Source organism: Janthinobacterium sp. CG_23.4 (assembly GCF_029892305.1).
Classification (GTDB): domain Bacteria; phylum Pseudomonadota; class Gammaproteobacteria; order Burkholderiales; family Burkholderiaceae_D; genus Janthinobacterium; species Janthinobacterium lividum_D.
The window spans coordinates 3,146,751-3,159,018 of record NZ_JARXUX010000001.1 but is presented as its reverse complement, the minus strand read 5'-3'; the positions used below and the strand labels follow the sequence as shown (position 1 = coordinate 3,159,018).

The 12,268-nt window shown below is 62.1% G+C and carries 10 protein-coding genes and 1 riboswitch; of the genes, 4 read left to right on the top strand and 6 right to left on the bottom strand.

Annotated elements, in window-relative coordinates; translation table 11 throughout:
* Window positions 1-8: 8 nt before the first annotated feature.
* Window positions 9-1,472, top strand: a complete 1,464-nt coding sequence (locus H4V96_RS14120) for an ATP-binding protein (RefSeq protein ID WP_010399579.1) — start codon at window positions 9-11, stop codon at window positions 1,470-1,472.
* Window positions 1,473-1,492: 20 nt separating this feature from the next.
* Entirely contained in the window at window positions 1,493-2,824 is a 1,332-nt protein-coding gene (locus tag H4V96_RS14115; protein ID WP_280721009.1) for an HD domain-containing phosphohydrolase, read from the top strand.
* Here H4V96_RS14115 and H4V96_RS14110 read toward each other — a convergent pair.
* The 5 genes from H4V96_RS14110 to H4V96_RS14090 form a co-directional block, all read right to left on the bottom strand.
* Entirely contained in the window at window positions 2,821-4,149 is a 1,329-nt protein-coding gene (locus tag H4V96_RS14110) for an ATP-binding protein (protein WP_196855521.1), read from the bottom strand. The genes H4V96_RS14115 and H4V96_RS14110 overlap by 4 nt on opposite strands.
* A gap of 82 nt (window positions 4,150-4,231) precedes the next feature.
* Window positions 4,232-4,912 carry a hypothetical protein gene (locus H4V96_RS14105; protein WP_196855522.1) on the bottom strand — a complete coding sequence of 227 codons (681 nt, stop codon included), beginning with the start codon at window positions 4,910-4,912 and terminating at the stop codon, window positions 4,232-4,234.
* The gene (locus H4V96_RS14100) at window positions 4,909-5,940 is read right to left on the bottom strand and encodes an MlaD family protein (protein ID WP_280721008.1); all 1,032 of its coding nucleotides are present in this window, start codon (window positions 5,938-5,940) and stop codon (window positions 4,909-4,911) included. Before H4V96_RS14100 ends, H4V96_RS14105 begins: the two co-directional genes overlap by 4 nt.
* A 58-nt stretch (window positions 5,941-5,998) precedes the next feature.
* Window positions 5,999-6,814 (bottom strand): ABC transporter permease, encoded by an 816-nt coding sequence (locus H4V96_RS14095; RefSeq protein WP_029496526.1) that lies wholly within the window; start codon window positions 6,812-6,814, stop codon window positions 5,999-6,001.
* A 51-nt stretch (window positions 6,815-6,865) separates the two neighbouring features.
* On the bottom strand, window positions 6,866-7,189 hold the full coding sequence (locus H4V96_RS14090; RefSeq protein ID WP_010399567.1) for a hypothetical protein: 324 nt from the start codon (window positions 7,187-7,189) through the stop codon (window positions 6,866-6,868).
* 150 nt (window positions 7,190-7,339) lie between these two features.
* Here H4V96_RS14090 and H4V96_RS14085 point away from each other — a divergent pair, with 150 nt between their 5' ends.
* A complete protein-coding gene (locus H4V96_RS14085) occupies window positions 7,340-8,302 on the top strand; it encodes an MFS transporter (RefSeq protein ID WP_196855523.1) in 963 nt (320 codons plus the stop codon).
* Window positions 8,303-8,306: 4 nt separating this feature from the next.
* On the opposite strand, the gene ribB is transcribed toward H4V96_RS14085, so the two are convergent.
* The gene (gene ribB / locus H4V96_RS14080) at window positions 8,307-8,954 is read right to left on the bottom strand and encodes a 3,4-dihydroxy-2-butanone-4-phosphate synthase (protein ID WP_196855524.1); all 648 of its coding nucleotides are present in this window, start codon (window positions 8,952-8,954) and stop codon (window positions 8,307-8,309) included.
* Window positions 8,955-9,048: 94 nt separating this feature from the next.
* A riboswitch (FMN riboswitch) is annotated at window positions 9,049-9,199 on the bottom strand.
* Between the two features lie 184 nt (window positions 9,200-9,383).
* Between ribB and H4V96_RS14075 the strand changes: the two genes are divergently transcribed.
* Window positions 9,384-12,227: an insulinase family protein gene (locus H4V96_RS14075; RefSeq protein WP_196855525.1), complete on the top strand. Its 2,844-nt coding sequence runs from the start codon at window positions 9,384-9,386 to the stop codon at window positions 12,225-12,227.
* Window positions 12,228-12,268 lie beyond the last annotated feature (41 nt).

Below are 12,268 nucleotides of genomic sequence, written 5' to 3'. Positions count from 1 at the left end.
AAGAGGCCATGGAAACTGATGCAACGCAGGCGCAGATCGCCATGCCGGAACGCCGTCAGACCGATGCCATCGCGCTATCGGCGTTTTTCGATGGCCATCCGGTGGCCACCTTCGCCATCAACACGGACCATGTGGTGACGCACTGGAACAGCGCCTGCGAACAGCTGCTGGGCTTTAGCGCCGCCGAGATGGTTGGCACGCGCGACCACTGGAAGGCGTTCTATCCGCAGCCGCGCGCCTGTCTGGCCGATTTGCTGGTGGCCGATAATATCGCTTTCGGCGAAAATGAACTCTACCTTGGCAAGCTGCAGCGTTCCTCCGTGATTCCCGGCGCTTACGAGGCCGAAGACTATTTTGCCGATATCGGCCAGAATGGGCACTGGCTGCATTTCACGGCAGCGCCCCTGCGCGACCGGCAAGGGCGGCTGGTGGGCGCCATCGAAACCCTGTGTGATGTCAGCGAACGGCGCCTGGCCGAGCTGGCGCTGCGCAAGGCGCACGATAATCTGGAGCACCTGGTATCCAAACGCACGGCCCAGCTGGCCGAAATGAACGAGCGCCTGGCCGACGACATCCGCCAGCGCGAGATCGCCGATCTTGAATTGCGCGAGCGCAACCTGGCCCTGATGGAATTGAACAGCAAGCTGTCGGTGGCCCAGCAAAAGCTGCTGCAGTCTGAAAAGCTGGCTTCGATCGGCCAGCTGGCCGCTGGCGTGGCGCACGAGATCAACAACCCCATCGGCTATGTGTTTTCGAATGTCGGCACCTTGGACGGTTATCTGGACGACTTGTTCGGCATGCTCGATGCCTACAAGGAAGCCGAGCCGGCCGTCGCCGATCCCGTGGTGGCGGCGCGCCTGCGCGCGCTGCGCGAAAAGATCGACCTGGACTTCCTGCGCACCGACATTCCGCTGCTGATGGTCGAGTCGAGGGAAGGCATTTCGCGCGTGCGTCGCATTGTGCAAGACTTGAAGGATTTTTCACGCACGGATGCGCTCCAGGAGTGGGTCTGGGTCGACCTGCGCCGGGGCATGGATACCACGCTCAATATCGTCAATAACGAGGTCAAGTACAAGGCGGACGTGGTGCGCGAGTATGGCGATATTCCCGATATTGAATGCCAGCCTTCCGAACTGAATCAGGTGATCATGAACCTGGTCGTCAATGCCGCCCACGCCATGGGCGAGGAGCACGGGCGCATCACGCTGCGCACGGGCAGCGACAATGCTGCGGAAGTGTGGATCGAAGTCGAGGATACGGGCGGCGGCATCGCGCCCGAACACCTGTCGCGCATCTTCGACCCCTTCTTTACCACCAAGGCCATCGGCAAAGGCACCGGACTGGGGCTGTCGTTAGCCTACAGCACGGTGCAAAAGCACCATGGCCGCATCGACGTGCACAGCGTCATCGGCCGCGGCACCACCTTCCGTATCACCTTGCCCGTGCGCCAGGCGCAGGCTGCCACACCATGACCATCAATGAACGGGACAGCATGAACACCAGCACCAGCATCGGCACCAGCACCGTGATCGCGCCGCCGACCATCCTGTGCGTCGACGATGAACCGAACATCCTGTCGTCGCTGCGGCGTTTGTTCCGCCCGCACGGCTACCGCGTGCTGACGGCCGACGGCGGCGCGGCGGGCCTGGTCTTGCTCGAGAACGAGACGGTGGACCTGGTCATTTCCGACATGCGCATGCCGCAGATGGATGGCGCCCAATTCCTGGCCCAGGTGCGCCAGCGCTGGCCCGACACCATGCGCTTGCTGTTGACGGGCTATGCCGATATCCAGTCCATCCTCGACGCCATCAACCAAGGCGAAATTTACCGCTATGTGACCAAGCCCTGGGACGAGAACGATATCGTGCTGGTGGTGCGCCACGCGCTGGAACGGCGCGCGCTGGAGCAGGAAAAAGTGCAGCTCGAAGCGCTGACGGCGAGCCAGAACGTGCAGCTGCAAGCGCTCAATGCCAGCCTGGAAGCGAAGGTGGCCACGCGCACGCAACAGCTGAAGCAGTCGCACGACGAGGTGCAGGCGGCCAATGAACGTTTGAAATCGACGTTCGTGACGACGATCAAGGTGTTTTCCAACCTGATCGAGATGCGTGGCGGCAAGCTGGTCGGCCATGCGCGGCGGGTGGCGGAATTGTCGCGCAAGCTGGCGCAGGCGCTGGGCCTGGAAGGGCAGGAAGCACGCGACGTGTTCATCGCGGCATTGCTCAAGGATATCGGTAAGCTCAGCTTGAGCGACGATGTGCTGGAACTGCCGGCCAGCGCCTGGACGGGCGAGCAACTGGCCGCCTTTCGCAAGCACCCGTTGCGCGCCGAACAATTGCTGATGGCGCTAGAGGAGCTGCGTGCCGTGTCGGTGATCTTGCGCTCGCAACTGGAACGCTACGACGGTGGCGGCTTTCCCGATGGCATGGTGGGTCTTGCCATTCCGCTGGGCGCGCGCATCCTGGCGCTGGCATCGGACTATGACGGCTTGCAGATCGGCGCCATGGTGCAGCGCAAGCTTCGCGCCGACGAAGCGCGTACCTTGATCTATGACAGCGTCGGCAAGCGCTACGACCCTGCCGTAGTGGCTGCCTTTCGCAGCATCATGGAAGAGACAGAAGCGCCGGCGCGCGACCTGACGGTGCTGTCGGGCCAGCTGGAGCCGGGCATGATGTTGTCGCGCGACTTGATCAGCCGTGATGGCCTGATGCTGCTCGCTGCCGAACATGTGCTGACGCCCCGCGTGATCAGCCAGTTGCTCGATTTCGAAGGCAAGAATGGCGGCCGGCTCAGCATCCGCGTGTACGCACCCCTGAAGGAAAACTAGGCACTGGCCAGTGGCGGTTGCAGCGGCAGGTGTACCGTGAAGCGCGTGCCGCGGCCCACTTCCGACGCCACCTCGATGCGCCCGCCATGCTTGTTGACGATGCCGTACGAGAGCGACAGCCCGAGGCCCGTGCCACTGCCGACGGCCTTGGTGGTAAAGAACGGTTCGAAGATGCGATTGAGGTGCTCGGGCGCGATGCCGGAACCCGTGTCGCCGATTTCCACCCACACCCAGTCGCCCGCAAGGCCGGTGCGGATGCTGATCACGCCGTCGCTGCTGATGGCCTGGCCCGCGTTGACGAGTAAATTCATGAATACCTGGTTCAGCTGCGAGGCCAGGCAGCGTATCGGCGGTAGTTCGCCATACTGTTTCTCGATGCGCGCCTTGTATTTCAATTCGTTGGCGACGATATTGAGGGTACTGTCCAGGCCCGCGTGCAGGTTGGCGACCTGCCAGTCCGTCTCGCCCACGTGGGAAAAATCTTTCAGCGCCTGCACGATGTCGCGCACGCGCTTCAAACCATCCATCGATTCGCGCACCAGGTCCACCATGTCGTCTTGCAGGAAGGCCAGGTCGGCTTGCGTGCGCACTTGTTCCACGCAGTTGGCGAGGGCGGGCGTGGCGGGCGTTTCGCGCATCGCCGCTTCGTACTGAGCGATCACGCCGAAGAGGGTGCCGACATACGCTTGCAGCGAACTCATGTTGGAGTTGACGAAGCCGATCGGGTTGTTGATTTCATGCGCGATACCGGCTGCCAACTGGCCGATGGAGGCCATTTTTTCCGATTGCAGCAGCTGGTCGTGCGCTTCTTGCAGCTTGCTGATCAGTAGTTGCTGCTCTTCGCCGCGCGCCTGCAGCATCGCTTCCATGCCTTTGCGTTCCGTGATGTTGGTCAGCGAGCCGATCACCTCGAACGGTACGCCATGCTCGTCGCGTACCAGACGCAGACTGTCATGCATCCACAGATAGCTGCCGTCGCTCACGCGGAAGCGGTATTCATAGGCCCGCGCGCCTTCGACGAAGATTTGCGCCAGGCTGGAAAAGATGCCGGGCGCATCGTCGGGGTGGATGTGGTCGAACCAGAAATTGGGATCGGCCACCATGTCGGTGGGCCGGTAGCCCAGCACATTGAAGGCATTGTTGCTGACAAAGGTCATCTTGAAATCACCGCTGGGCACGGTGCAATAGATGATGGAGGGAGTATTGTCGAGCAGGTATTGCAGGCGCACGGCTGTGGCGGCAGGTGCCTCTTCGCCGGGCGCGCCTCTGGCATGCCGGCTGGCCTCGGGGGTGGAAAGGTCGAAGTCCTCGAATTGCATCGTCATACCTCGTTGGCTGCACGGCATTCATCTCGTCCTGCCTCGATTATGCCTGATTCTTCCTTTGTTTGGCCGCTCATCGGCATGTTCAAGGAGCCAGCGGCTGCTCGACGAGCGCCATGCGCCGAGCCAGGCGCTGCGCCGCTGGCATGTCGCCCGCCTGTTCGGCGCGCAAGCGCTGTATGCCCAGCCATGCCAGCAGCGGGCGGCGCCAGCCCTGGTCCGAGGCCGTGCCCACGGCAGTATCGAGCAGGTCCGGCGTGGCGCGGCCGGCGCGCAGCAGCACGCCAGCGGCCACCAACTGCGACAGCGGGTCCTTGATGGCCGCCACGGCGCTGGCGGCTGCCGTGTCGGAGCTGGCGCCGGCGGCCGCCCGCTGTGCTTCAGGCAGCAGGGCCACGTCGGCCGGCTGCGCCTGGCCTGCCAGGTAGGCTGCGTGCGCGCGGTCGGCGGCACTGGCGTCGGCGCGCAGGGCGTCAAAGCCGGCACAGTCGCCGAAGGCCAGGCTGGCCACGCGCGCGGCGCAGCGCAGCAGCTCGATGCGCGCCACCAGTTCGAGCTTGCCGGTGCCTGCAACCTGGCTGCGGGCGCGCCGAAATTCGGTCTGCTCGACCAGGGTGTTGCCATTCAAATAGGCCGTTTGAAACCGTTCGATGGCGCTTTGCGCATTCATTTTCCAGTCCGGCACGGGCGGGCCGCTGGAGCAGGCAGCGAGCACGGTGGACAGCAGCGTGACCAGGGCCGACGCGGTGAGAGAGCGTTTGATCATGGTAGTTTGATCTCCGGATTGCGCTTGAATGGCCATTTTCGGTTGATTTCATTGACCAGCTGCTCGACCTTGCGCAGATTGCTTTCCACGTCCGCGCGCAGCGGGCCCAGGTCGGCCGTCGCCGCCCTGACATTGGCGCCCACGGCTTGCGCCTCGAGCAGCACGGCGTCGACTTTTTTCAAGCTGGCGCGCGTATCGGCCAAGAGGGCGTTCAGCTGCACGATGCTCGCCTGCGCATCCGTCATGACACCTTTTTCGCCGAAGACGCGCGTATCGGCATTGGCCACCAGACCATCGGTACGGCGCGCCAGCTGCTCTGTCGTGAGCAGCAGGGCATTGGTGCGCTCGAACAGCAGGCGCGCTTGCTTGTCGTCGCCCGTGAGCAAGCCCATGGCGCCGCCCGGGCCGCTCAATTTGCCGGTGACGGCCTGCACATTGCGCAGAGTGCCGTCGAGCGGCGAATCGCTGCCTGTCAGGCTGCCCAGATTGTTTAACAGGTCTTTGGCGGCGGCCAGCAGGCGGGGGATTTCCGCCGCCATGTCGCCCACCAGCAGGTCGCGCGTGGCGTCGTCGGGTAGCGGCGGGTCTGTCAGGATGCCGCTGTAGGCGCGCAGCTTGGCGCCGCCCACGAGACCCCGTTCCAGGGTGAAGATGGAGCTGCTGCGCAGCCAGTGCGCATCCTTGCGTGGCACGTCGATGATGACGCGCGCGCGGCCGTCCGGTGCCAGTTCGATGCGTTGCACGCGGCCGATGGGAAAGCCGGAAAAGGTCAGGTCGGCGCCGACGTTCACGCCGTCCGAATCGCCGGCCGTCAGTACCAGCGTTTGCGTCGACTCAAAGGCGCCGCGCGCATACATCAGGTAGACGACGCAGCCGAGCAGCAGCACGAACAGGAAGACGAGCAGGATGGCCGCCTTCAGCTCGGCGTGGCGCACGGGCGGTGGCGCGGGCAGTACCGCATCGTGCGTGAGACCGGCGGGCGCCGTGACGTCGACCTGGTCGGGATTGGGGGGCTGGCTCTGGCGCATCGATTCTGGCTCTCGTAGGGATGGTTTGGGGGATCGCTGGCGGTGGCGCGCCGGGGCATCAGTAGTAATTGCCCATCAGCGTAGCGACTTCGATCAGCAGGATGACGGAAAACAAGCGCAGCATCTCGGACAGGCCGTGCGCGGCCCAGACGCGGTTGCGCCGGCCGTATGCCGGTGTCTGATAGTACGAGGAGGCCAGCGGGATTAGCGCCACGGCAAAGCTGAAAAAGATCACCTTGAGCATCAGGATCAGGGCCACGGCGGGATTGAAGATTTGCCCGACCACCCGCGTGTAGCCTGGCAGCGCCCACGGCGTGAAACCGTAGATGCTGACATAGGCGAGTATCAGCGAGCTGACGCAGCTGACGATGGCCAGCATCCAGACGGCGAAGATGCCCGACATGACGCGCGGAAAGTACTCGCGGCGCAGCAGATCGACGCCCTGGCGCTGCATGGTGTCGAGCATGCCGCTTGCGCGCATTTGCGCAAACGCGATACCGTCGGGCAGGCTCAGGCGCAGGGCCACGAACAGGGCAGCCGTCAGCGGTATCAGTTCCAGCACCAGCACGCGCACCACCATTTCCAGCGCATAGTGCGACAGGCCGTAGCTTTGCGCGCTGACGACGACGATGCGGATCAGCACCAGACTGAGCAGCGCGCAGGCGACGCTGAACCACACGAGATTGGGCGCCGTATCCGATACCAGGCGGTGCGCCAGGATGGGGCGGTTGGCGCGCTGATAGCTCGATGGCGACAGGGCCAGCGAAAACATGAGGGTGGCGAAATGCAGCATGTGCCACCAGCTGACCAGCCAAGCCATGCTGGCTCGGTGCAGGCGGCGCAGGCTGATGATGAGGGAGACGGAAACGGTCATCATGGCATCTTAACATCAGCCCGCCCCGTCAAGCACGGCTAGCGTGCGCGCCTATTCGAACAGGGCGAAGCCGGCCATCACGACCATCAGCACGGCGATGTATTGCATCGGAATCCAGAACAGGGTGTGGCGCTTGCGCAAGATCACTTTTTCCTGCGTGCTCGGGTCGATCAATTCGCGTCCGGGCGCGCTGTTCAGGCGCACGCCCGCATACCAGCTGGCGGCCGCTGCCAGCAGGAAAGCCAGGGCCAGGGTCCATGTGTGGCTCTTCGTGTATTCCTCGCCCAGGGTGGCGCCAAACAGCGCTTGTGCGGCCAGTACGACGATAAAACAGATAAGGGGGGCGAGTATGCCGAAGCCTTGCCAGATAAGCATAAAAATTCTCCATGAGGATTGAGGGATCCCGCGGCGGCGTGGCAGCGGCTGGGCGCGACGGGGTTGCGAATTTTATCAGACTCATAAGAAATAAAGTTTCTTTTGAGAATGATTGTGTGCGGCTAGGCTGCCGGGCTGCCACGCACGCGCATGCTGGGCGCCTGGTCGGCGCTGGTGGGCGTGGCGGGCGCATCCGGCCCCCTGATCGGCGGCATCCTCGTACATCAGTTCGGCTGGCGCAGCGTCTTCTGGGTGAATGTGCCGCTGGGCGTGCTGGCCATCGTCATGGCGCAAGTGCTGCTGGCCGCGCCGGCGCGCCAGCAGCGCGCCTTGTCGCTGTTCAGCCATGTGCTCGGTGTGGCGGCGCTGGCGGGTCTGAGTTTTACCTTGATCGAAGGCCCAGTGCTGGGCTTGCTGTCGCCTGGCGTGCTGGCGGCGGGGGCATTGATGGTCCTGTCGGCCTGGCAATTGTTGCGGCGCGAGCGTCGCGGCAGCCATCCGCTGTTGCCGCGTGAATTGTTTTATAGCAGCAGCTTTGGCGCGGCCAATGGCGTGGGCTTCTTGATTGATTTCTGCGTTTTTGGCCAGCTGTTTTTATTGAGCCTGTTCCTGCAGCAGTCTGGCGGCGCCGATGCCTTGCAGTCGGGCTTGCGCCTGTTGCCCATGATGGCGGCCTATACGGTGGGGAACTTCATGGCGGGAAGTATTGCGGCACGTCATGGCACGCGCTTGCCCATGCTGGCTGGTTTGCTGGTGGGCGCCGTCATGGCCTTGCTGCTGATGGGCTTGCGTCCGGGTACGCCGTACGCGCTGCTGGCGCTGGGCACGGCTGTCATGAACGTGGCCATCGGCATTGCCATTCCCACCATGACGGCCACCGTGATGCGGGTGGCCGGCAAGCAGCATGCGAACAGTGCGGCGGCGGCCCTGAATGCGAACCGGCAAATCGGCGCCTTGGTGGGCGTGGCGTTGATCGGCAGCATCCTGCACATGCTGCAGGACTGGTCGCTGCGTTTGCCGCTGGCCTACGCGACGATTGCCGTCGCGTATGGCCTGGCGGCGGGCCTCGTGTACAAACATGTACATTTGCCCAAGGCCGTGGCCGCCGCCTGAGCGCTTACTGTTCGCGCGTGCTGCGCCACGCCACCAGTTCTTCGATGGTCAGAATAGGCATGCCATGCAGTTCGGCAAAGCGCTCGATATCGTCGCCGCGCATCATGCTGCCGTCCGGGTTCATCAGTTCGCACAGCACGGCGGCAGGGTTCAGGCCCGCCATGCGCGACAGGTCGACGGAGCCTTCCGTATGGCCACGGCGCTCTAGCACGCCACCGGGCGCAGCGCGCAGGGGGAAGACGTGGCCAGGGCGCACGAGGTCGGCCGGCTTGGCGTCCTTGGCGATGGCGGCGCGGATGGTGGTCACCCGGTCGGCGGCCGATACGCCCGTTGTGACGCCGTCGCGCGCCTCGATCGATACCGTAAATGGCGTGCCGTAGCGGCTGCCATTGTCGGACGACATGGGCGGCAATTCCAGCGCGCTGACGACGTCCGTCGGCAGGCACAGGCAGACGATGCCGCTGCACTCGCGGATCAGCAAAGCCATGGTTTCGTGCGTGATTTTTTCCGCCGACAAGATCAGATCGGCTTCATTTTCGCGGTCGAAATCGTCGAGCAGAATGACGGCAATGCCGGCGCGCATGGCGGCCAGCGCGGATTGGATGCGACCTTCCAAGTCATTGGAAAGCAGGGTGTAGCTGTTGACTAACATGGCGAAACGCTCCTCGCATAGGCGAAAAACGCTGCAGGGCAAGCGAATGGACGCAACTGACCGCATCGCCGTGGCGATGGGACAGCACACTACTGCACATCTTCTTTCATCCGGACTATACCGTCGGCTCTGGAGTTACACCAGATCTGCTGACCCTGCCAAACGATGTTTGACAGGCGCTCGCGGGCTTGACCGTTGCCGGTCTTACCGCCGGTGGGGAATTGCACCCCGCCCCGAAGACGTATTGTTGTGCCGGTCCACATGACCGGCGGCAATACTTTAGCACAGATGAAAAGTGTGGCGAGGCACTGTCAAGTTTCTTGTCGGGCAAAGTTGCATAAGAAAAACAGTTTCTCCTAAGCTGTTTTTAAGGGCGGAAAGATGATTTTAGTGTAAGGTATGGTGACCCAATATTACCCTTGAGAATACATGAAGCTGAGTAAATTACGCCTGATCTCGGGCGCTGTCTTGCTGGCGTGCGCCTGCATGGCCCAGGCAGAAATCCGTTTGAGCGATCCGCTGCCGCTGGCGCCAGAAGTTACCGTAGGAAAATTGCCGAACGGCTTGACCTATTACATCAAGAAAAATGCCCGTCCGGCCCAGAAAGTGGAATTGCGCCTGGTGGTGAAAGCCGGTTCCATCCTGGAAGATGATGATCAGCAAGGCCTTGCGCATTTTACGGAACACATGGCCTTCAACGGGTCCACGCATTTCAAGCGTAATCAGTTGATTTCCTATTTGCAATCGATCGGCGTGAAGTTTGGCGCCGACTTGAACGCCTACACGAGCTTTGACGAAACCGTGTATATCTTGCCGATTCCCACGACAAAAAAGGGCAACCTGGAAAAAGGCTTTCTCGTGCTGGAAGACTGGGCGCATGGCTTGAACTTGAATCCGGCCGACATCAACAGCGAGCGCGGCATCGTGCTGGAAGAGGCGCGTCTGGGCAAGGGTGCCAGCGACCGCATGAACAAGGTCCTGTATCCGAAGCTGCTCAACGGTTCGCGCTATGCGCAACGTATTCCGATCGGCAAGGAATCTGTCTTGAAAACGTTCAAGCCGGAAGCCATCAAGCGTTTCTACAAGGATTGGTACCGGCCCGACCTGATGGCCGTGATGGTGGTCGGTGACGTCGAGCCGAAACAGGCTGAAAAGCTCATCAAGCAGCATTTCGGCAAGCTGAAAAACCCCGTGCACCCGCGTCCTCGTTTGTATGCGGAAGTGCCGCCGCGCGCGCAGACGGAAGCGTTGGTGATCACGGACAAGGAAGCATCGGTCGACACAGTCTTCATCCGCTACCAGATCCGCCCTGCGCAAGAGCTCGTCACCATTGCCGATTACCGTCGCCAGATGATCGAAAACCTGTATGGCCAGATGCTCAGCGCGCGTATGCAAGAGTTGACGCAGCAAGCCAACCCGCCCTTCATCGACGGCGGCAGCAGCATGGGCAAGTTGGTGCGCGGCTACGAGTCGTTCAGCGCGTACGCCTTGTTGGGCAAGGGCGGCGTGCAGCCGGCCATTGAAGCGCTGGTGCAGGAAGATGAGCGGGCGCGCCGCTTCGGTTTCAGCCAGGATGAGCTGGACCGCGCGCGCAAGAACAGCTTGCGCAATTACGAGCGCGCATACAGCGAGCGCGACAAGTCCGATTCCGCCGGTTTCGTCGCCGAATATGCGCTCAATTTCCTGGAGCAGGAAGCCATCCCCGGCATCGCCAATGAATTTTTGTACGCGCAGGAACTCATGCCGCAGCTCAGCTTAGAGGAAATCAATGCGGCGGCGGCCAGGGGCATCCCTGAGCAGCAAAAGAAACTCGTCGTTTTCATGGGTGCCGAGCCGAAAGCCGGCGATACGGCCTCGACTGTGCCGACGCAGCAGCAATTGCTCGACGCAGTGGCGCGCGCCGAGCAGCAAAAAGTCGAGCCGCGCAAGGAAAAAGTGTTTGCCAGCAAGCTGATGGATGGCCCGCCGGCCGGCGGCAGCATCGTCGCCGAAAAATTGAATAGCGCCACCGGCGTGACGCAGCTAACCCTGGGCAACGGCGTACGCGTATTGCTGAAACCGACGGACTTCCAGAATGACCAGGTGCTGATGGGCTCGACCCGCTTCGGCGGCCAGTCCCTGTTTGGCGATGCCGATATCTACAACGCCCGCTATGCCAGCGCCGTGGTCGGCAGCATGGGCTTGAAGGACTTGGCGCCGCTCGATTTGCAAAAGGTTCTGGCCGGCAAGACCGTCAATGTGGGCGCTTCGCTGGGCGAACTGAGCGAAAGCTTTGGCGGTTCGTCCAGCAGCGCCGACGTGGAAGCCATGCTGCAACTGGTGACGCTGTATTTCCATGACGTGCGCCAGGATGCCGGTCTGTACCAGTCCTTCATCGGCAAGCAGCAGGACTTTGCGAAAAACAGTATGGCACAGCCGGAAGCCGTGTTTTACGATGCCATCCAGCACGCCATGTTCGGCGACAACCCGCGCGTCGATGGCGTGCCGCGCGTGGCCGACTTTGACAAGGTGAGCCTGGAGCGCTCGCTGGAGATCTTCCGTCAGCGCTTTTCCAGCGCGCGCGACATGACCTTCATCTTCGCCGGTAGCTTTGAGCTCGACAAGATCAAGCCGCTGATCGCCAGCTACCTGGGTACCTTGCCGGTGGCCGAGCTGCCGCACGCCTACCGCGACGTGGGCATGCGCCCGGTGGCCGGGATCGTCAAGAAGGATATTTACATGGGCAGCGAGCCGAAGAGCACGATTTCCATCACCTTCAATGGCGCCGTGGCATATTCGGACGAGCAAAAATTGACCCTGCAAGCGCTGGGCGAGGTGTTGAACCTGAAAGTCATCGAAGTGCTACGCGAAAAAATGAGCATGATCTATGGCGGCGGCTTTGAAACTTTCATGGGCCAGCATCCGTATGGCCATTATTCGGTGGCGCTGAACTTGCCGACGGGGCCGGAGAACGTGGACAAAGTAATTGCTGCGGCCTTTGCCGAAATCAACAAAATGAAGGCCGAGGGGCCGTCCGTGGCCGACCTGGAAAAGGTTAAGCTGAACTGGATCACGCGCCAGCAGAAATCCTTGCGGGAAAATGGTTACTGGATGAAGCAACTGATGGGTTCTGTGACGCAGGGCCGCGATCTTGAGCATACGCTGCGCTATGCGCACCGCGTGGGCGCCATCACGCCGCAAGCGGTCAAGCAGGCGGCGCAGCGCTATCTGGACTTGCACAATTATGTGCAAGTGGTGCTCTACCCGGAACGCAAAGAAGTTGCTGTCAAGTAATTTTTATTGTTTGGCAGCAGGGGGCGCAGGACGCCGAAGCT